This is a genomic window from Chryseobacterium fluminis, from assembly GCF_026314945.1.
GTDB lineage: Bacteria > Bacteroidota > Bacteroidia > Flavobacteriales > Weeksellaceae > Chryseobacterium > Chryseobacterium fluminis.
This window is the reverse complement of sequence record NZ_CP111121.1, coordinates 1977925-1997634: the sequence shown is the minus strand read 5'-3', so window position 1 is coordinate 1997634 and position 19710 is coordinate 1977925. Positions and strand designations below refer to the sequence as shown.

Sequence of the window (19710 nt, the reverse complement as noted above, 5' to 3'; positions counted from 1 at the left end):
AATATATGAAAAAAATTTTATTAACCTCAGCTGTGGCACTTTCTGCAATGTCTTTCGCCCAGATCGATTTCAGCAGTACAAGATTCGGTGTATCAGCAGGAGGTAATTATTCCGGTGTGAAAAATGCCCACAATCCCTCAGGAAAAAGATTTTCCATGCAAGCCGGCGTTTTAGCTTTGATCCCTATGGGGAAGTCCAATCAGTTTTTCCTTCAGCCTGAAGTTCAGTATTTCGGAGCAGGAGAAACGGGTAAGAATAAAGATGCTAAAGGTGTCGATGGTTATGATGCAGTCTATGCAAATAATTATTTAAGTGTGCCGGTAAATTTTAAAGCCTACTTCTCCGAAGCCGAATCGGAATTTTTCGGAGTAGCAGGACCAAGGTTCAATTTCTTATTAAGTCAGAATGTAAAGAACGTTCCTGCCTCAAAACCTTACTATGATCCGGATTATAAATCTGATCTTGGTAATCCAAAACTAAACGGGAAAGCCAAAAGCTTTAACTTTGGAATTGGAATTGGAGTAGGATACAGCTATAAGAGACAATTGGAGCTTACGGCAAGATATGATTTCGGTCTGTCGAATACCTATCCTGGTCTTGATTACGAACCTAAAGGAACGAGTAAAAATAAGTCTGAGCAGGTTCTCAGCTTAAGCTTAGGCTATATCTTTAATTAAGAATTTTTATTTCATAAGAAATCCCGAAACTCTGCAGTTTCGGGATTTTCTTTTTATGTATAATTTTAGGTGAACTTATCCTTTTATCCACTTCCAGATTTCTTTTAATGTTGCTTTATTACCATACATTAAAATACCCACTCTGTAAATTTTCCCTGCTAAGAAGATCATAAAAATCGTGGTCACCAACAGCAGAACGATCGATAAAGCAATCTGCCAGGCCGGAACACCGAAAGGAATTCTCGCGATCATCGCAACGGGAGAGGTGAAAGGAATAATCGATAACCAGAAGCCTAGAGGTCCGTCAGGATTATTCATTAAAGAAAAACTTCCATACATTCCCAAAGTCAGCGGTAAGATTGCAAATAAAGTAAATTGCTGCGTTTCCGTTTCATTGTCTACGGCAGAACCTATGGCTGCATAAACAGAGCTGTAAAATATGTAGCCAAGCAGAAAGAATACGATAAATACAAAAATGATTAACGGAAAATTAAGTTCCAGTAAGCTGTGAGAAACCTGAGTGGCAATCTGGGCGATGTCAAATTTATTTAATAGCTCTTCATTGGCACCCGGAATATTTTTCTGAAGCGACGAAAACCCGGTATTTAAAACCAGAGCGCCGATCACAGACATGGTAATCCAGATCAGAAACTGGGTTAAAGCGACCATCGTTACTCCAAGAATTTTCCCCATCATCAGTTCAAAAGGCTTTACTGATGAAATGATGATCTCTACAACGCGGTTGTTCTTTTCTTCTAAAACACTTCTCATAACCCGCACTCCATAGATGATGATAAACATAAAAGTTACATACATCAGGAGAATGCTCAGTCCGCTTTTGACTCCAAAAGTGATATCTGAATCTTCTTTATTGTTGTCAGAGACATTGATCGTTTTCAGGGTAAAACTTTTATCAAGATTATTCAGCTCGGTTTCAGCGATGCCTAATTGTTTGATTTTTTCTTTCCTGATGACCTCTGTAATATCAGAAACGATTCTTTTTTTCGTGTCCAGTCCGATTTTACTGTTGATCACCAGTCTCGTATTTTGCTGAAGACCATTAAAATCCTGATTTTTTAGTTCCGGCAGAATCAAAATCCCGTCCAGAGATTCATTTCCTTTTAAATTATTGATCTTGGATTTTTCATCAGCGGCAGAAACAAAAACATAATTCAGCTGATCGTCAGATTTCAGCTTACTTTTAAACAGTCCGCTTTTATCCACTACCTCAATAACGCTGTGGGATTCGTTCGCTTTGAACATCAGGCCGATCACTGCACCGAAAGCGATAAGCATGATCGGAGCCAGTAAGGTTAATATGATGAAGGATTTCTTCTTAACCTGCGTAAGAAACTCCCTTTTTGTGATTAAAAAAATATTATTCATGATTAAGAGTTGTTGCTTACCGCATTAATAAATACTTCGTTCATACTGGGAATTCTTTCGTCAAAAGATCTCACTTTTCCAACATGCACAAGGTCAAGAAGAATATGGTTCTGATCGGTTTCATTTTTTAAATCAAAAGACACAAGATTGTTTTCATGGATCATATTGAAAATTTCGTATTTGCCTTTGAATGTATCCAGCTGACTGTTATTTACCTCCGAAAGCGTAACTCCGAAGATGTTTTTTTTGAATTTTTCTCTTACGTCAAAAACCCTACCGTCGATAATTTTTTTAGAATTATCAATTAATGCGACATAGTCACACATTTCTTCCACACTTTCCATTCTGTGGGTAGAGAGGATGATGGTAGTGCCGTTATTTTTGAGATCGATGATCTGGTCTTTAATTAAATTGGCATTTACCGGGTCAAAGCCTGAAAACGGTTCATCAAGAATCAGCAGATGAGGTCTGTGAAGAACGGTTACCACAAACTGGATCTTCTGAGCCATCCCTTTTGAAAGCTCAGATAATTTCTTTTTCCACCATTGATCGATGTTGAGTTTGTCAAACCACTTTTTCGCCTCCTGTAAAGCATCATTTTTACTCATTCCTTTCAGCTCTGCGAAGTAAAGAATCTGATCTCCTACGCTCATATTTTTGTATAAGCCCCTTTCTTCGGGCATATAACCGATATCTTTAATGTGGTCCGGATTCAGCTTTTTTCCGTTGATGAGAACTTCCCCGGAATCAGCCTGGGTAATCTGATTGATGATACGGATGAAAGAGGTTTTTCCGGCTCCGTTCGGGCCTAAAAGTCCGTAAATGCTCCCTTTGGGTACGTGGATACTAAAATCATCCAGTGCTACCTTTTTCCCGGCATTGTAGGTCTTTCGAATATGTTCAGCTTTTAGCATTAAATTGTTTTTACAATTGGTATTAAAAAGTCCCGAAAGTTACGGAATAATTGAAACAGAATTAATGTAAAAGAAAAAATCCTGATGTTTATCAGGATTTAGTTTTATTGTTTTACGATTTGAGTAACTTTCTGTGTATTGTCGCTTAAGATATAGCGAATTAAATATTTGCCGGGTTTCAGTTTTTCGATATTGATCTCTCCCGAATTCATATTCACCGAGTAATTCGCAACCTGGGTACCCAATATCGAATAAAAAGTCACACTTTTGATTCGTAAAGAAGTGTCTTTTGCTTTAACGATAAGGAAATCCTTTGCAGGATTCGGATAAGCGACAAGAACTCCGTCATCAGCTTTTTGTGAGATGGAACCAGGCTCTCTGACTTGTGCTTTTAAATTGTTGGAAAATCCAACAAAACTGCCTGTAAATAATAATAAAAGTAAAAGTTTTTTCATCAAGTTTAATTTATCTAAGTATTTCCTAACAAAAGTAAAAAATTCTACAATCTCCTGCAATAGTTTTTTATAGAACTTATAGTAAATTTGTAGAAACTTATTCAAAAAGTATTCCAAATGATACATTCAAGAAATAGAAGACTCAGAGTCAATGATTCTATAAGAAGTCTGGTAAGAGAAAATGTTCTTACAACGAATGATTTTGTGATGCCCATCTTTGTCATGGAGGGCGAAAACAAACAGGAACCGATTCCATCGATGCCGGGAATTTTCAGGAGAAGCATCGATCTGACGGTAAAGGAATGTAAGGAATTATTTTCTTTAGGTGTGAAGGCGGTGAATCTGTATATGAAGGTGTCGGAACATGTAAAAGACAATACGGGGAAAGAAGCCTGGAATAAAGACGGGCTGATGCAGAATACCATCAGAGCCATTAAAAATGCTGTTCCGGAAATGATCATTATGCCTGATGTGGCTCTTGATCCATACTCCATTTACGGTCACGACGGAATTATCGAAAACGGTAAAATCGTAAATGATGCCACCAACGATGCACTGGCCAGAATGTCCGTTTCTCATGCGGAAGCCGGCGCTGACATTGTGGCACCAAGCGATATGATGGACGGAAGGGTTCAGGTGATCCGCGAAGCACTGGAAGATAGCGGGTTTACCGATGTAGGGATTCTGAGCTATGCGGCAAAATATGCAAGTTCTTTTTACGGACCCTTCAGAAGTGCATTAGACAGCGCTCCGAAAGATGATGTGGAAATTCCGAAAGATAAAAAGACCTATCAGATGGATTTTCATAACTCCCGTGAAGCATTGAACGAAGTTTTTAAAGATATCGATGAAGGAGCGGATATCATTATGATTAAACCAGGGCTTCCTTATCTGGATATCGTTTCAAAAGTTCGTGAAGCCATTGATCTTCCGGTTGCAGTATATAATGTAAGCGGCGAGTATGCCATGGTAAAGGCTGCAGCACAAAACGGCTGGCTGGATAATGATAAAACAATTATTGAAAGCTTGACATGTTTTAAAAGAGCAGGAGCCGATATGATCTTTACGTATTTCGCAAAAGAAGCGGCGATGATTTTAAACAGGTAATTCAATTACGAGTTATGAATTATGAGTTATGAGTTATAAGCTGGTCAGCATTGCGCGATGTGCATGGCTGTATACACTTATAACTCATAACTTCTAACTTAAAACTAATTTAAGAGATATCAAAATCTTTTCCCTTGGTAAACTTGGCTGCAAAAGGAGCCTGGTTTCCGTAATACTTTAACACGAAATGTTTTTTTGTGTCGGTATTAATTTTTGTCTCGACCTCAACATCCTGAGTCTGAAAGCTTACCTCTACACCGATTCCCGATTCTTTCTCAAGATAAATTTCCACACTTTCGGCATAAAAAAGAGAAGTACTCAAAAAATTAAACTTTACATTTTTCCGGTATGTTTTTGATTTAGCCTGGGTAAATGCAGAATAACTTCTTAAAATCTCAATTCCCGGAGAATCGATATTGGTAATTCTGGATTTGGTCACCCCGTTGACACGCACTGAGAAATCCCTGACACTTTTAATATTTCCGTTAATTCCGATATTAAATAATGAAGGAAGTGAAAGACCATACTCGATCATGTTATCTTTGGTAAACTCAAAGTCGGGGATAAGTGCCGGAAATTTTTTTACGTTCATTACCTGATCTTTAATCGTGCCAAGCTGATCTCCGGAAAATAAAAAACCAATCAGGTTATTTCCTGTTGTCCGCCAGTTCCGGCCATTCCATTCAAAAATTTCACAGAGTAAAGTGTCGGCAGAAGAGTGAGGCAGAAGATCCATGTCCTGCCATTTAAAAACTTCCTTTGCATAAGGCCTGCGGTTGATAATATTGAGTCCCAGGTCCAGCGCCAGAAGATCCGTTAGCTGTTGATTGTTTTCCATAATAAATTGTGTTGTTGATGTGCCATAAAATTATGGAAATAAAACAGAAAATAAGCACGTTCAGATTAAATCTTAAAGCCAGCCTTTTTTACCGTAAACATAGGTATCATCGAATTGTTTATCACTCATAAACAGATATAAAATACCTTCGATAAAAGGAATGATGGATGCAGCACCAAAGGTGATGATGTTCAGCACCAGCGGTATGATTCCTTCTTTGGTATATCCAAGGTAAAATTTGTTTAAAGCCAGCCATCCGACCAGAATTCCTAAAATAGCAGCAGGAATTTTCTTTTCAGAGCGGTAAGGACCGTTGTTCTGCTGATTATAACTGTATTGTGATTTTGTATATCCGTAATTTTCCATTTTAATATTTTTGATTAGATAAGTAGCACCTGACATAAAACGTTACATTTAAGAAACACCGGATATTAAAATTTCATAAAACTTCAGCTCCCGGTTTTTAATCTAAAATTTGAATTCAAAAAAACTTTATCTTTGCCACTATGATTTTACGAGGAGAAAACTTAATCAAAGAATACGGTCCTAAAAAAGTGGTAAAAGGCGTTTCTGTACAGGTTCAGCAGGGAGAAATCGTCGGTCTGCTGGGTCCGAACGGGGCAGGGAAAACCACTTCGTTTTATATGATTGTGGGTTTGGTTAAGCCTACTTCAGGGAAAATTTTTCTGGATAAGCAGGAAATTACCACCGACGCGATGTATCGCCGGGCTCAGAAGGGGATTGGTTATCTGGCTCAGGAAGCCTCGGTTTTCAGAAAACTTTCAGTGGAGGAAAATATCATGGGCGTTTTACAGTTGACGAAACTTTCAAAACGTGAGCAGCAGATCAAATGTGATGAACTGGTGGAAGAGTTTTCTTTGCAACATGTCCGTAAAAACCGCGGGGACCTTTTATCAGGAGGTGAAAGACGTAGAACAGAGATTGCAAGATGTCTTGCGACAGACCCCAGTTTTATTCTTTTGGATGAGCCTTTTGCCGGAGTAGACCCGATTGCGGTAGAAGATATTCAGAAAATTGTAAGAAGTCTTACAGATAAAAACATCGGAATTCTGATTACCGACCATAATGTACAGCAGACGTTAGCCATTACCAATAAAACTTACATCATGTTTGAAGGACGAATTTTGAAAGAAGGTCTCCCCGAAGAACTGGCAAATGATCCGCAGGTAAGGGAAGCCTACCTTGGTGAAAACTTCGTTTATCAGAATATTTTTGACAAACCGAAAAAGAAAAAATACGCCTATAATATCTGGGCCGGAAATTTTGAATCCAAATCTCAGTTTCAGGGTTTCGTTAATGAAAACTTTAATCAGTTTGATGACCTGCGGCTGATGTACGGTTTTGAAGATATCAGTTTTGCATCCCTTTCAAACTCGGAAATTGAGTACATTTTTAATAATGTAGTAGACAAAAATGCCAATAATTCTTTCATTTTTCAAAGAAAAGAAATCAATTCTCACTACACATTAGAACAGGCCGAGGCTGAATCTAAAGCAGCTGGGAAATCCGAATTGCATTATCTGACCACGTATTTTTACGAAGTATAAAATGTAAAATAAGCAATTAGACTTGCTGAAAAATAGAATAAAACGTACCTTTTCTCTCGGAAACGGTACGTTTTTTAGTTAAAATAATTCCTATGGCAAAACCTTTCAACAGAACCGTTACTTTATTCGGAATTTATAAGCAGCTTGTTCCCTTTATACGGCCTTATCGGCTGATGATCTACGGAACTTTGTTTCTTACTTTTTTAGGCGCGCTTGCGGCCCAGGTCAATCCTCTCGTTTTAAAATACACGGTAGATGAAGTTACAAAACTCACCCATCTGCCACATCCGATGTCAGAAGGAATTCATATTCTGGTGGTCATTTCGATTATTTTGCTGGGTAAAGAACTGCTGAATATCTTCATTAATTTCGGTCAGAAATTTTATGGGGAAAAAATAAGGATCAATGTAAGTTCGGTCCTGGCCCAGTCGGCGATTGACAAGATTCTGACCTATCGTGTCGCTTATTTTAACGATGAAAACCACGAATCCGGAAAACTGCAGATCAGGATCGACCGGGGAATTGAAAGCTTAACCAGACTCGTTCAGAACTTCTTTATCGATATGCTGCCCCTGTTTTCCAATTCTATTATTGCACTGGTGATCATGTACATACAGAATGTTTATGTAGGAATTGTTTCGACGATCATTGTCCCAATCTACTTTTACATCAGCTCACTACAGGCCAGGAAGCTCGGTGGGGTTAGACGTACATTGAGAAATCAGCGTGAGCAGAAAACTTCAGGTTTGTTAAATCTGATCAATTCCATTATGGTTATTAAAAGTTTTGTCCGCGAAAAATTCGAAGGGAAAAAACAATACGATCTGCAGATGCAGCTGATGGAAAGCCAGATGTTTACCCGAAAAACGAATTTTATCTATGACGGTTTAAAAACTTTTATCGAACAGTTTGGGGTTGTGCTCATTATTCTGCTGACAGTTTACCTGGTGTTGGATCAACAGATGACCATTGGTGCGATTATGCTTCACATTATGCTTTTTAATAATGTATCGGCTCCGATCCGGCAGCTGCACAGGATTTATGATGATATGAATGATGCGATGATCTATGCTGAAGGCTATTTCGATATCTTAAATGCTGATGCCGAAAAAGAACCTAACGGAAGCTTTACTGAAAAAGAAATTAAAGGACATTTTGAATTAAAAAATGTCAATTTTACTTATCCTAACGGTGCTCAGGCCCTGCATGATGTTACTATGAAGATTGAAAATGGAAAGACAACGGCATTGGTGGGCCTGAGTGGAGCCGGAAAATCAACAATAATTAATCTTCTATGCAAATTTTACCTTCCGGATTCCGGAGAAATTTTACTGGATCATGTTAATTTAAATGATTTTGACAATACTTTTTTAAGAGGTGACCTTGGATTGGTTCTCCAGAAAAACCATATTTTTCAAGGAAGTATTGAAGATAATATCCGTTACGGAAATATGAATGCCACTTTTCAGGAAATTGAAGAGGCTGCTAAAAAAGCATATCTTCACGAGCAGATTTTAGACCTTCCGGAAGGCTACAGACACGATGCCACACAGCTTTCAGGAGGACAGCAGCAAAGAATTGCCATTGCGAGATTGTTCCTGAAAAATCCTCCGGTTATTTTTCTTGACGAGCCGACAGCAAGTCTGGATGCCATCGCTACCGAACAGATCAAAAATTCCCTGGATGCCATAAAAGAGGGCAGAACGGTGATCATCATTTCCCATTCTCTGTCTCAGATTTTAGATTCGGACACCATTTATGTGATGAAGAAAGGCAGAGTCGTAGAAAGTGGGACGCACGACGAACTGGTACAGACCAATGGAACCTACCGCGAAATTTTCGACGCATCAGCAAGAAGTCTGAACCTGGATAAGCTGGTGAGTACTTTTAAAGATAATTAATTAGATATTAGATATTAGATATTAGATATTAGATATTAGATATTAGATATTAGATATTAGATATTAGATATTAGATATTAGATATTATTTTTGCTAAACTCTAAACTCTAAACTCTAAACTCTAAACTCTAAACTCTAAACTTCTCAACAAACAATGAACGACCATTACCTGAAAAAGCTCGACCGTGTAACTGCTATTCTTACCCAGCTGCAATCTAAACCACTGGTCAGGGCGCAGGATCTGGCCGCCAAATTTGATGTAAGTGTCCGTACGATTTACCGTGATGTAAAAACACTCGAAAATGCCGGAATTCCGATCGTCGGAGAGGCAGGCAGCGGATATTCCCTGATGGACGGCTACAGGCTCCCTCCCGTGATGTTCACCAAAGAGGAGGTTTTGAGTTTTATCACTGCTGAAAAACTGATGCAGAAATTTTTGCATCAAAGCCTGGGAAACCATTATCAGTCAGCTATGGAAAAGGTACGCTCAGTATTGAAATATTCGGACAGGAATTTGATTCATCATATTGAAAAACAGATTGATGTTTACAATTATCATCCAAAAACAGAAGATCACATCCGCAATATTATCCCTATCATTCTCGAAAGTATTGCCGAAAAAAAGCAGCTGACCTTAGAATATATGACGGTAGATTCTACAGTTTCCACGCGGACCATTGAAGTGGTGGGTGTCTTTTTTGAGTTTAATTATTGGTATATCATGGCGTTCTGTACATTGAGAAATGATTTCAGACAGTTTAGAGTAGACCGGATTCTCCAGATTTTTAAAACAGAAAATCCTTTCCTGCAGGAATACGGACAGATTAATGATTACCGGCAGAACCCCAATGGAAATAAGACAAGAGTCAGGCTTCTGGTCGAGAAAAAAATTATCGGACATCTTGTTAACTCAAAAAAATATTACGGTTTAATCGAAGAGATTGACAGAGAGCAGCGGGTTGAATTAATCTTTGAAACCGACTGGATAAAAGAGGGATTTCCCAGATGGTTGATTACCTTTGCTGATTATGCTGAAATTTTGGAACCAGAATCTCTGAAAGTAAGTCTGAAAGAACTGATATTTAAAATTTCAAAAAATTGTTAAGTATTTACTCAAAATTATGAAGTCTTTATTTTTACGTGGGTTTTTATTGTGCACAATCGGTTTTTCAATCTGGATTTCGGCCTGCTCCGTATTTGAAAAAAACTGGATTTCTCTAAAAATACCTCTGTCAAATTTTTAGATATTCATACCGAAAAGGAAGGACAGGTGAATATTAAATCTGCCACCCTTACCTTAAATAAAAATAATGAATATGTTGGGAAAGGTTTTCCAATAGGTTACGATAACAAAGAATTCGGGACATCGGAGACCTTTACAAAGCTTAAAGCAAACATCATTAAGTTTTTTAAAAATATACTTCCCACTCAATAATAAATGAAAGCTTTCAGAAATTCTGAAAGCTTTCTTGTTTGGAAATGTTTGAATGGACTGTATTATTTTCTATCAGTAGTTTCAGTCTCCACAAAGGCATTAAAGATCTTAAAATCTCGCCCAAAAAAAAGGAGGTTCTATTCCTAAAGCCCGTAAATAAACAAATCCCTGGCCACGGTGATGAATTTCATTATCAACAAAATACAAAATATTCTGGTATACCGGGAATTCATACTGGCCAAACAGGTTGAAGGTCTCCTGTAAGCGCTCTTCAGAAATCTGATTAAAATAAGTATTGATCACTTCGGTTTCCTCATCCCATTTTTTCAAAAGATCTTCTTTGGTCTTCGGATTAAAACCTTCTTCATTGTAAGCTTCCATATTTCTATCCACGATTCCCTTTAAAGCCGGTCCTCCGATACTAATGAGTTCAACGGTAAGTCTTGCAAAAGGTCGCATTCCGCCTATTGAAAACTCGAATAATTCTTTTTCAGGAAAAGCTTCAATGACTCTTCTTGTTAAGTTTCTATGTCCCTGCCAATGCTCTAATAGTTGTTCTGAGGTCATAAATTGTTTGGTGATGGTGGTTGTAGTTGACATAATCTATTTGTTTTAAGTGTTATTGTTGGTGCAAAGGTAAATCAGAGTTATGACAACAGTTTGTCAGTAGAGTTTCGGTAGGAAAAAAAAATTTTACTTACCTGAAATAATCCTGTGGGTTTTGCGTTAGATAAGGATACTTCAGACAAGGTCTGGTGGATAAATAATTTAAGAGTGGCCGGTCTTTTGGACCGGTCATTTGCTTGAAAGAGTATATAGACAGCAAATGTAAAGGTTTATAGAAATTCTGTTTGAGATGAAGATCCATAAAAGACTTGTCAGCCTTTCCGGAAAAAAGTAATTTAGTACGATGAAAATTTACACAAAAACAGGCGATAAAGGCCAGACAGCGCTTTATGGCGGAACGAGAGTGTCCAAAGCCAGTGCACGGGTCGACAGCTACGGCAATATAGACGAGCTCAACTCATTCATCGGAATCGCAAAAAGTCATATTGAAGATACAGAAGTCCTGAGACAGTTAAAAAAAATCCAGTTTGATTTATTTACGGTGGGTTCAGAAGCGGCCACTCCGGTTGATAAATTAATGCTGGCGAACGGAAAGTCGCGCCTTCCATTAGTCATTTCAGATACAGAAATTGAAGAACTGGAGAGCTGGATGGATGCTTTTGATGATACACTGGAACCGCTGCAGTATTTTATCCTTCCCGGCGGTGGAAAACCGGCAACATTTCTGCATGCGGCCCGAACCATCTGCAGGAGAGCTGAACGTTCATTGGTTTTTTTAAACGAATCAGAAGAAGTTCGCCCGGAGCTGATTAAATATCTAAACCGGCTTTCAGATTATCTTTTCGTTTTGGCAAGATATATCTCCAAAATCAATAACGAGCCGGAAGAATACTGGAACCCGAATGAAAGGTAGTATGAAGAAAATAGGTTTGTTATTGCTGTTTGCGTCGGGTCTCGTTTTTTCACAAAATTATCTTGAGGAGGGCAATAACCTGATGAGTCAAAACAGATTTGCAGAAGCAGAAGACGTTTTCCGGAAAGGTGTGAAACAGGAACCTGATAATTTAATTTTAAAGTCACAGCTGGCTTTAACCTTGACCAGTCAGAATAAAAATGATCAGGCTGAGAAAGTTATTACCGGAATATTAAAAAAAGATCCGTCCTTTTCAGCCGCTCTTTGGTATGGTGGAATAAATAATTTCTCAAAAGATCAACCGGATTTCAGAAAAGCCATTGGCTACTTTGAAAGATTGTATGCCATCATTGACAAAAATTCGGATCAGTATTTCGCCCTCAATTTCTATATTGGAAATTCATACCGCAATGTGCTGAATATAGAAGGTTTATCTTATGATGAGGTCAACAGAATGTTGGAAACGTATAAAGTATATATTGAAATGCAGCCGGATGCAGAAGATATACAGGAAGCCAAAGAATTTGTTCAGAAAATCGAAGAGAACAGACCCGGGAAAAATGTCAGAAAATGGAGAATGGTGACCGGATAATCAATTATTGAAAAGCAAAAGAAACAGATAAAATGGCAGAAAAGGCATTACTTTTTATCAACGGGGAACCGCCAAAGTCTTTTCCGGAGTATCAGGATTATACACTGATCGCCTGTACGGACGGAGCTTTCCATTACCTGAAAAACCGGAATTTTCCTTTGGATCAACTGGCTTTTATTTCAGGAGATTTTGATTCCCATTCCGGAAAAGATGAAGGTATTCATCATAAAAAATTCATCCATACACCGGATCAGGATAAAACAGATTTTCATAAAGCATTGGAGATCATTGCCGATAGAGGTTTTAAAAATGTCGACGTGTTAGGCGGAAGTGGCGGTGAGCAGGATCATTTTTTAGGAAATCTTACTGTGGCTTTCGGATTTAAAGATCATTTGGACATCAGATTTTATGATGAGTTTTCAGAGTATTATTTTATCCCCAAAAACATAATTATTCATCAGGTAAAAAATAAAATGGTTTCATTATATCCCTTTCCGTCCGTTGAAAATATTACGACAAAAGGATTAAACTGGCCTCTCAGTCATGGAAGTTTGAGCATAACATCAAGAATCGGAACCAGAAACTTCGCCGTGGAAGATGAGGTATCTATCCAGTATGAAAAAGGGGATTTACTGATTTTTGTAGGAAAAAATACTTTGCCACAGGAAACATAGATCTGATAAGTCATTCAATCCTTCCTGATTATGGACGGAGGCCTGTCGTCAGAAGGAGCAGACTTTAGCCAACCTTAAAAATCAAAATACACCCCTCTCTGAAATCCAATATCCTGCAAAACATGAAAGAATTGCTTAAAATATTATTTCTGATCATTACATCATGCTGTATTTATTCCTGTAAGACACAGCACATTTCTACACCCGAATACGGCAGGACTGAAACACGACAAAATATCACCGTTGAAAAAGTCTATAATTTCAGAACAATCGGAAATATAAAAAATAAGGATGGACGCACATTAAAGGAAGGAAAATTTTACCGCAGCGCACATCTTCACAGCCTGAAGAAAAGATCTTTCAGTGACCTCAAACGATTAGGAATAAGGCAAGTTATTGACCTTAGAAATTCGAAAGAAATTGCCCGTAAACCGGATCATCTTCCCGATAATATTGGGTATAAAAATTATTCGGCATTTGAGGATAAGGGCGATCAGCTGGATCAGGCAAAAAAACTTGTTTTAAAAGGGAAGGTAAACAGCGATGACGCGAATAGGAGAATGCTGGATTTCTATAAAGAATATGTCATCGAAAACCCTGAAATCATCAGGCAGATCATCATGGAAATTCTGGATTCGGATCATCCCGTTTTATACCACTGTACTGCCGGAAAAGACAGAACAGGAATGATATCTGCATTAATTTTAACGATTTTAAAGTTTGATAAAGAATCCATCTATAACGATTATCTCCTGTCAAATAATTACAGGAAAAAATTGGTGAACAAAAGGCTCAATCTGGCCACCTCCGTACATTTTCTGTATCCGAAAATGGATATCGGCGTACTGGAAAAGCTAAGCTGGATAGAATCGGATTATCTGGATTCCGCTTTTAATGAAATCAATAATAAATACGGTTCAACGGATGTTTATATTCAAAAGGTTTTAGGAATTTCTGAAAATAAGCGGGAACAATATATTCAAAAGTTTACGTATTGATAATTTATGTGAAGTTTTTACTAAGAAACACCTGGAAAATTATAATAATTTTAACGTTAAAAAACCAATCTTTTTTAGCAATTTTGCATTTCTTAATTCACTTGTTTAGAAATGAAAATAAAATACTCGGAACTTATTGATCAGACGTTGTATTTTCCTACGGAGGAATTCAATGTGTCTGAGAACAATTTGTTGTTTCACGACATTCCATTAATGGATGTTGTTGAAAAATTTGGCACCCCGCTAAAAATTAGCTACCTGCCGAGAATTTCTCAAAATATCCAAAAAGCCAAGAGCTGGTTTAAGGAAGCTTTTGAGAAAACCGAATATAAGAAAAATTATAGATATTGCTATTGTACAAAATCAAGTCATTTCAAATTTGTGCTTGAGGAAGCACTGAAAAATGATATTTCTATTGAGACTTCTTCTGCTTATGACATGGATATCGTAAAATCCCTTTACGAAAATGGCAAAGTAGATAAAGATATTGAAGTAATCTGTAATGGTTTCAAAACCGATGATTATCTGACCAAAATCTCTGACCTGATCAACAACGGATTCGAAAATATTACCCCGATTCTGGATAATTACCGTGAGCTTGATAAATTAACCGAAAGTATTGATACCACTTTTGACATCGGAATCAGAATCGCTTCTGAAGAAGAGCCGAAGTTCGAATTCTATACCTCGAGACTGGGAATCGGGTATAAGGATATTATTCCTTATTACAGCCAAAAAATTGCTGAACACCCGAATGCAAGATTGAAAATGCTTCACTTCTTTATCAATACGGGAATCAAAGATACGGCGTACTACTGGAACGAATTATACAAATGTCTCCGCGTGTATGCACGTCTTAAGAAAATTGCTCCGGAAGTGAATTCACTGAATATTGGTGGTGGTTTCCCGATCAAGACCTCTCTGCAGTTTGATTACGATTACCAGTATATGGTGGAGGAGATTGTTTCTCAAATTAAAAAATTCTGTGAAGAAGAAGGGGTAGAGGAACCTAATATTTATACTGAATTCGGAAGCTTCACCGTAGGTGAAAGTGGAGCGAACATTTATAAAATCATTTCCCAGAAACGTCAGAACGACAGAGAAAAGTGGAATATGATCGATTCTTCTTTCATGACCACCCTTCCTGATACCTGGGCTATCTCAAGACACTTTATCATGCTTCCGTTAAACCGTTGGGATGATACTTACGAAAGGGTATTCTTAGGTGGGCTCACTTGTGATTCAGACGATTATTATAACTCGGAACAGCATACCAATGCTATTTATTTACCGGTCTTCAGCGATACAAAACCTTTGTATATCGGGTTTTTCCATACCGGTGCCTACCAGGAAGCGATCAGCGGATTTGGTGGAATTCATCACTGCCTGATGCCTCAGCCGAGACACGTGCTGATTCAGAAAGATGAAAACGGGGAACTGCAATATGAGATATTCCGCGAAAAACAGGAACCTGAAGATGTGCTGAAACTTTTGGGATATAAATAAGGGCAGCATGGCCAAATAATTTATTAAATTGAACAGAATACAAGCTTGGGAAGGAAAGCTTTTTCTACTATTGATTTTTCTATTATCAGTAAATATTTTAGCACAAACCAATTGTGCATTTAAAGAGATACAGTATAGTAAATTAGAAAGGAATCAAATAAATTTTATCGGTCAGCCTCTGAGAGAATTTATTAAAACATTAGATTTACCCATATCATCTATCAGTTATCAAAAAGAAGATGAAGATGGATTAGATAGAATCGTATTAAGATTTGACAGCAGAGAATCTTATAATAAATTGAGGAGACAGAACATTATGCCTGGCAGAATTACACTTAGTTTTAAAAATGATCATATCACTAAAAGTGTCTTTAAAAGACTGAAGAATCATTATGGCATCATCGAAAGTGACCCTTTAAAAATAAAAGAATTCGAACTTTTAATAGTTCACGGGATAAATGTCAACGCTGACAGCAAGATACAAAATAGTAATCTATAAAGTAAAGCTCTCAATTTGAGAGCTTTACTTTTTAAAAATATTTTGAAACCTTATCCGTTTCAAGTTCCGTATAATCTGACACAACGGTGTCTGCCAATGTATAATCCTGGTTTTTGGAATGTGGGCTTCTGTAGGCGGCACAGAAAATATGAGCACGATGTGCTGCTAAAATGCCGTTGGTAGAATCTTCAATGACCATACAGTTTTCAACAGGTTCGCCAGCCATTTCAGCAGCTAACAGGAATACCTCAGGATGAGGTTTTGATTCTTTCAGATCGGCTCCGCTTATTTTTCCGCTGAAATATTTTTCGAGGCCGAATTTTTCAAAAACCATATTAATAGTGGTCATGGTTGCGGAAGAAGCCAAAATCAGGGTCACCCCATTTTCATGATAATGCTGGATGAGTTCTCTTACTCCCTGAATTAAATCAAATTCATCATCATTATAAAAGTAATCTTTAAAATGGGCTCTTTTGATGGCTGCAATATCCTCGTAGGTATGGCTCAGGTCAAACTCACTGATTAAAGTGTCGCAGACTCTCTTGGTAGAAGCTCCTGTAAAAGAAGTGTATAATTCTTCGGAAACGGCAATTTCCAATTGGTCGAAGGTTTTAAAATAAGCTTTTCTGTGTAATGGTTCTGTATCTACAATTACTCCATCCATATCGAAAAGAACAGCTTTTAAAGGCATATTTTGAATTTTTTACAAAGGTAATAATTTTGACTGGAAGGGAGTAGCTGGCAGTTGAAGCGGAATTATAAAAAGTCTGAATGATTCATGTCAGACTTTGCGTTTCCGTAAAAATTCTGGCTCGGGGTCTCCATCTCCCATCTTCTTTGTATCTTTGCCGAAATCATTTAATTTTTAAATAAGACATGAAAACATACGCGGGAATTCCTGAAGAAAATGCGTCGTTAGAGAACTCTAAAGTAATGTTGGTAACTGTTCCCTACGATGGAACTTCAACCTGGGGGAAAGGAGCTGATAAAGGTCCTGAACTGTTTTTGGATGCTTCTGAAAACATGGAGCTTTATGACATCGAAACCCAGACGGAACCTTATCTGGAAGGAGTTTACCTGGCCGGAGAAATTTCTGAAAAATCTTCGCCGGAAGCGATGACAGAAGCGGTGTACCAAAAAACAAAAGAACTTTTGAACCATGATGGCAAATTGTTTACGCTTTTCGGAGGTGAACACTCTGTTTCGATCGGTTCGATCCGCGCAGTTGGTGAGAAATATGAAAACCTGACGGTTCTTCAGCTAGATGCACACACCGATTTACGTCCTGAGTTCCACGGTTCTACTTCCAATCATGCATGTGCTGTTTTTGAAGCCAATCAGAAGCACAATCTGGTACAGGTCGGAATTCGTTCGATGGATATCGAAGAAGCGGAATATTTACCGGAGGGAAGGGTCTTTTTTGCCCATGAAATTGCGAATAACGGGAACTGGATCAATGATGTTCTGGAAAAGGTTTCAGGAAACGTGTATATTACGATAGATCTTGATGCTTTCGACCCGTCGATCGCTCCGTCAACAGGAACTCCCGAACCGGGTGGTTTGCAATGGTATCCGACACTGGAGCTGTTAAAAAAAGTATTTGAAAAATGTAATGTTGTCGCTTTTGATATTGTAGAATTAATGGATTCTCCAATGGCAAAGCCAAGTGCATTCCTGGCTGCAAAGCTCTACTACAAAATGCTTGCCTATTACCATATAAATCAAGATTAAAAACTTCACAGGAATCGGATTTTTTCTGCCAGAGATTCTTTGGAAATTTGTGAGGTAAAACAAAATGCTATGTCCACACAGAATCAAATAGATTATAACCGGATTGCAAAAGCCATCGCCTATATCCGGGAAAATTTTAAGCTTCAGCCGGGACTGGATAAAGTGGCAGAAGAGATAAATCTCAGTCCGGCTCATTTCCAGAAGATATTCACGGATTGGGCCGGAACAAGTCCTAAGAAATTTTTACAGTTTATCAGCCTGGAACATGCTAAAAAATTACTGAAGGAGGAAAAAGCAACGCTATTTGATACCGCTTATGAAACGGGATTTTCAAGTACAAGCAGATTGCATGATTTGTTCGTGAAAATCGAGGGCATGTCTCCGGCAGAATATAAAAACGGTGGGAAAAGCCTTACCATCAGTTACAGTTTTTCCGAAACGCCTTTTGGAAAAGTAATCGCAGCTTCCACAGAAAAAGGAATCTGTTACATGGCTTTTGAAAACGATAAAGATAAAGCATTGGGAGATTTGATTTTAAAATTTCCCAATGCTTCTTTTTTGAAAAACAGGATGGATTGCAGAAAAATGCCCTGTCCCTGTTTAATAAAGACTGGACGAAGCTCAATACCATCAAATTGCATTTAAAAGGAACCGATTTTCAACTGAAGGTGTGGGAAAGTCTCTTGAAGATCCCGATGGGGAAACTTACCACATATGGAAACTTAGCCGGAAAAATAGGACATCCTAAGGCCTCACGGGCGGTGGGAACGGCCATCGGAAGTAATCCGGTCGCTTTTTTAATTCCGTGTCACCGCGTCATTCAGGGTTCCGGTAACCTAGGAGGATACCGATGGGGAAGTGACAGAAAACAGCTGATGGTAGGATGGGAAAGCTCCAGGGTGTATTCTGAGGACTCTGTTTTATAGTACTTTTAATCCCAAAGTATACACAGAAGTATTTTGACCTGATTTCAATGATCCCATCGATAGAAACAGGCTTCAGTCCGTTTAAAAAGAAATAAGAAATTTACTGAAGTCTTCTTGAAATTTAACGGTAAATAAATGATTCCATCAGTAGGAACGGGCTTTAGCCCGTTTTAAAAAGAACAGTGAATCCATTGGCTTTAGCCGAAACTTATTGTAAATACAAAATTGGCATCATTCAATAAAAAATCCGCTTGCTTAAGAGTTACTAAAGAACTGCTTGGGTTATTCGGAACAACAGAAATGCTGATCATTAAACACAAAATTTTAAACTTTATGTTGACTTTATTCGAAGAACTATCAGATTATCCTGTAAACATCCTGCCGCATGACGGAACCGTTCACTATTACGGAAAAGTTTTCTCCAGTGAGAAATCCGGTTTTTATTATGATTATTTACTTAATCAGATTCCATGGGAAAATGATGAGGCGGTCATTTTTGGAAAATTAATCTTAACAAAAAGAAAAGTGGCTTGGTTTGGGGAGAAACCATTCGAATATACGTATTCTAAACGGACGAAACATGCTAAGTTCTGGACGCCGGAATTATTGGAATTGAAGCAGAAATGTGAAGAAGTTTCAGGAGAGACCTATAATTCCTGTCTGCTGAACTTATACCATGATGGAAACGAAGGAATGGCTTATCACAGTGATGGCGAAAAAGATTTAAAAAAACACGGAGCCATCGCATCACTTACTTTCGGAGCGGAACGGAAGTTTCTATTCAAACATAAAACAACAAAAGAGAAAGTGGAGATTTTCCTTGAAAACGGAAGCTTACTTGTCATGAAAGGAATCACACAGGATCACTGGCTGCACCGGCTTCCCCCGACTACAAAAGTAAAAACTCCCAGGATAAATTTAACGTTTAGAACCATCGAGGAAGATTAATAAATCTCCTGGAGATTTCAAAGATCATTACATTCTGAGCTGTATTTTGATATTCCCACAAATAAAAATGCCCCT

At 38.0% G+C, this 19710-nt stretch carries 19 protein-coding genes and 2 pseudogenes; 14 read left to right on the top strand and 7 right to left on the bottom strand.

Annotation, left to right across the window (positions count from 1 at the left end; translation table 11 throughout):
• Window positions 1-5 precede the first annotated feature (5 nt).
• Window positions 6-677, top strand: coding sequence for a porin family protein (locus ODZ84_RS08915; RefSeq protein ID WP_266176641.1), 672 nt, complete (start codon window positions 6-8; stop codon window positions 675-677).
• Window positions 678-752: 75 nt separating this feature from the next.
• On the opposite strand, the gene ODZ84_RS08910 is transcribed toward ODZ84_RS08915, so the two are convergent.
• The 3 genes from ODZ84_RS08910 to ODZ84_RS08900 form a co-directional block, all read right to left on the bottom strand.
• Complete coding sequence (locus ODZ84_RS08910) at window positions 753-2063, bottom strand: ABC transporter permease (protein WP_266176640.1); 1311 nt, start codon at window positions 2061-2063, stop codon at window positions 753-755.
• Window positions 2064-2065: 2 nt separating this feature from the next.
• Entirely contained in the window at window positions 2066-2977 is a 912-nt protein-coding gene (locus tag ODZ84_RS08905) for an ABC transporter ATP-binding protein (protein WP_266176638.1), read from the bottom strand.
• 104 nt (window positions 2978-3081) lie between these two features.
• Window positions 3082-3432: a T9SS type A sorting domain-containing protein gene (locus ODZ84_RS08900; RefSeq protein ID WP_266176637.1), complete on the bottom strand. Its 351-nt coding sequence runs from the start codon at window positions 3430-3432 to the stop codon at window positions 3082-3084.
• Window positions 3433-3549: 117 nt separating this feature from the next.
• On the opposite strand from ODZ84_RS08900, the gene hemB reads away from it, so the two are divergent.
• Window positions 3550-4539, top strand: coding sequence for a porphobilinogen synthase (hemB, locus tag ODZ84_RS08895; RefSeq protein WP_266176636.1), 990 nt, complete (start codon window positions 3550-3552; stop codon window positions 4537-4539).
• Between the two features lie 109 nt (window positions 4540-4648).
• Here the strand turns inward: hemB and ODZ84_RS08890 are convergent, their stop codons facing one another.
• Both ODZ84_RS08890 and ODZ84_RS08885 read right to left on the bottom strand, forming a co-directional pair.
• Complete coding sequence (locus tag ODZ84_RS08890) at window positions 4649-5377, bottom strand: hypothetical protein (RefSeq protein ID WP_266176635.1); 729 nt, start codon at window positions 5375-5377, stop codon at window positions 4649-4651.
• A gap of 72 nt (window positions 5378-5449) precedes the next feature.
• Window positions 5450-5743, bottom strand: a complete 294-nt coding sequence (locus ODZ84_RS08885; RefSeq protein WP_266176634.1) for a TM2 domain-containing protein — start codon at window positions 5741-5743, stop codon at window positions 5450-5452.
• A 140-nt stretch (window positions 5744-5883) separates the two neighbouring features.
• Here ODZ84_RS08885 and lptB point away from each other — a divergent pair.
• From lptB to ODZ84_RS08870, 3 genes and pseudogenes are all read left to right on the top strand, one after another.
• A pseudogene (gene lptB, locus ODZ84_RS08880) lies at window positions 5884-6609 on the top strand (LPS export ABC transporter ATP-binding protein); the annotation flags it as partial.
• 509 nt (window positions 6610-7118) lie between these two features.
• The gene (locus ODZ84_RS08875) at window positions 7119-8846 is read left to right on the top strand and encodes an ABC transporter ATP-binding protein (RefSeq protein ID WP_266177339.1); all 1728 of its coding nucleotides are present in this window, start codon (window positions 7119-7121) and stop codon (window positions 8844-8846) included.
• A 154-nt stretch (window positions 8847-9000) separates the two neighbouring features.
• The gene (locus ODZ84_RS08870) at window positions 9001-9951 is read left to right on the top strand and encodes a helix-turn-helix transcriptional regulator (RefSeq protein ID WP_266176632.1); all 951 of its coding nucleotides are present in this window, start codon (window positions 9001-9003) and stop codon (window positions 9949-9951) included.
• A gap of 438 nt (window positions 9952-10389) precedes the next feature.
• On the opposite strand, the gene ODZ84_RS08865 is transcribed toward ODZ84_RS08870, so the two are convergent.
• Window positions 10390-10881, bottom strand: coding sequence for a DinB family protein (locus ODZ84_RS08865; RefSeq protein ID WP_266176631.1), 492 nt, complete (start codon window positions 10879-10881; stop codon window positions 10390-10392).
• Between the two features lie 310 nt (window positions 10882-11191).
• On the opposite strand from ODZ84_RS08865, the gene ODZ84_RS08860 reads away from it, so the two are divergent.
• The 6 genes from ODZ84_RS08860 (at window position 11192) to ODZ84_RS08835 (ending at window position 16030) form a co-directional block, all read left to right on the top strand.
• Window positions 11192-11761, top strand: coding sequence for a cob(I)yrinic acid a,c-diamide adenosyltransferase (locus ODZ84_RS08860; RefSeq protein WP_266176630.1), 570 nt, complete (start codon window positions 11192-11194; stop codon window positions 11759-11761).
• 1 nt (window position 11762) lies between these two features.
• Window positions 11763-12353, top strand: coding sequence for a tetratricopeptide repeat protein (locus tag ODZ84_RS08855; protein ID WP_266176629.1), 591 nt, complete (start codon window positions 11763-11765; stop codon window positions 12351-12353).
• Window positions 12354-12385: 32 nt separating this feature from the next.
• Window positions 12386-13027, top strand: coding sequence for a thiamine diphosphokinase (locus tag ODZ84_RS08850; protein ID WP_266176628.1), 642 nt, complete (start codon window positions 12386-12388; stop codon window positions 13025-13027).
• Between the two features lie 122 nt (window positions 13028-13149).
• Complete coding sequence (locus ODZ84_RS08845) at window positions 13150-14025, top strand: tyrosine-protein phosphatase (RefSeq protein WP_266176627.1); 876 nt, start codon at window positions 13150-13152, stop codon at window positions 14023-14025.
• A 111-nt stretch (window positions 14026-14136) separates the two neighbouring features.
• The gene (locus ODZ84_RS08840; RefSeq protein WP_266176626.1) at window positions 14137-15531 is read left to right on the top strand and encodes a type III PLP-dependent enzyme domain-containing protein; all 1395 of its coding nucleotides are present in this window, start codon (window positions 14137-14139) and stop codon (window positions 15529-15531) included.
• A gap of 28 nt (window positions 15532-15559) precedes the next feature.
• Window positions 15560-16030, top strand: a complete 471-nt coding sequence (locus tag ODZ84_RS08835; protein WP_266176624.1) for a hypothetical protein — start codon at window positions 15560-15562, stop codon at window positions 16028-16030.
• A gap of 31 nt (window positions 16031-16061) precedes the next feature.
• Here ODZ84_RS08835 and ODZ84_RS08830 read toward each other — a convergent pair whose 3' ends face one another.
• A complete protein-coding gene (locus ODZ84_RS08830) occupies window positions 16062-16721 on the bottom strand; it encodes an HAD family hydrolase (protein WP_266176623.1) in 660 nt (219 codons plus the stop codon).
• A 185-nt stretch (window positions 16722-16906) separates the two neighbouring features.
• Here ODZ84_RS08830 and speB point away from each other — a divergent pair, with 185 nt between their 5' ends.
• The 3 genes and pseudogenes from speB to ODZ84_RS08815 all read left to right on the top strand — a co-directional run bounded on the left by speB (window position 16907) and on the right by ODZ84_RS08815 (window position 19635).
• The gene (gene speB / locus ODZ84_RS08825; RefSeq protein WP_266176621.1) at window positions 16907-17761 is read left to right on the top strand and encodes an agmatinase; all 855 of its coding nucleotides are present in this window, start codon (window positions 16907-16909) and stop codon (window positions 17759-17761) included.
• A gap of 69 nt (window positions 17762-17830) precedes the next feature.
• A pseudogene (locus ODZ84_RS08820) lies at window positions 17831-18687 on the top strand (bifunctional helix-turn-helix domain-containing protein/methylated-DNA--[protein]-cysteine S-methyltransferase).
• 333 nt (window positions 18688-19020) lie between these two features.
• Complete coding sequence (locus ODZ84_RS08815) at window positions 19021-19635, top strand: alpha-ketoglutarate-dependent dioxygenase AlkB family protein (RefSeq protein WP_266176620.1); 615 nt, start codon at window positions 19021-19023, stop codon at window positions 19633-19635.
• Window positions 19636-19710 lie beyond the last annotated feature (75 nt).

Coding starts and splice junctions, on each gene's coding strand:
- ODZ84_RS08845 (WP_266176627.1), top strand. CDS start 13,150: ATGAAAGAATTGCTTAAAATATTATTTCTGATCATTACATCATGCTGT.
- ODZ84_RS08915 (WP_266176641.1), top strand. CDS start 6: ATGAAAAAAATTTTATTAACCTCAGCTGTGGCACTTTCTGCAATGTCT.
- ODZ84_RS08860 (WP_266176630.1), top strand. CDS start 11,192: ATGAAAATTTACACAAAAACAGGCGATAAAGGCCAGACAGCGCTTTAT.
- ODZ84_RS08885 (WP_266176634.1), bottom strand. CDS start 5,743: ATGGAAAATTACGGATATACAAAATCACAATACAGTTATAATCAGCAG.
- speB (WP_266176621.1), top strand. CDS start 16,907: ATGAAAACATACGCGGGAATTCCTGAAGAAAATGCGTCGTTAGAGAAC.
- ODZ84_RS08910 (WP_266176640.1), bottom strand. CDS start 2,063: ATGAATAATATTTTTTTAATCACAAAAAGGGAGTTTCTTACGCAGGTT.
- ODZ84_RS08830 (WP_266176623.1), bottom strand. CDS start 16,721: ATGCCTTTAAAAGCTGTTCTTTTCGATATGGATGGAGTAATTGTAGAT.
- ODZ84_RS08815 (WP_266176620.1), top strand. CDS start 19,021: ATGTTGACTTTATTCGAAGAACTATCAGATTATCCTGTAAACATCCTG.
- ODZ84_RS08890 (WP_266176635.1), bottom strand. CDS start 5,377: ATGGAAAACAATCAACAGCTAACGGATCTTCTGGCGCTGGACCTGGGA.
- ODZ84_RS08855 (WP_266176629.1), top strand. CDS start 11,763: ATGAAGAAAATAGGTTTGTTATTGCTGTTTGCGTCGGGTCTCGTTTTT.
- ODZ84_RS08900 (WP_266176637.1), bottom strand. CDS start 3,432: ATGAAAAAACTTTTACTTTTATTATTATTTACAGGCAGTTTTGTTGGA.
- hemB (WP_266176636.1), top strand. CDS start 3,550: ATGATACATTCAAGAAATAGAAGACTCAGAGTCAATGATTCTATAAGA.
- ODZ84_RS08840 (WP_266176626.1), top strand. CDS start 14,137: ATGAAAATAAAATACTCGGAACTTATTGATCAGACGTTGTATTTTCCT.
- ODZ84_RS08875 (WP_266177339.1), top strand. CDS start 7,119: ATGATCTACGGAACTTTGTTTCTTACTTTTTTAGGCGCGCTTGCGGCC.
- ODZ84_RS08850 (WP_266176628.1), top strand. CDS start 12,386: ATGGCAGAAAAGGCATTACTTTTTATCAACGGGGAACCGCCAAAGTCT.
- ODZ84_RS08870 (WP_266176632.1), top strand. CDS start 9,001: ATGAACGACCATTACCTGAAAAAGCTCGACCGTGTAACTGCTATTCTT.
- ODZ84_RS08905 (WP_266176638.1), bottom strand. CDS start 2,977: ATGCTAAAAGCTGAACATATTCGAAAGACCTACAATGCCGGGAAAAAG.
- ODZ84_RS08865 (WP_266176631.1), bottom strand. CDS start 10,881: ATGTCAACTACAACCACCATCACCAAACAATTTATGACCTCAGAACAA.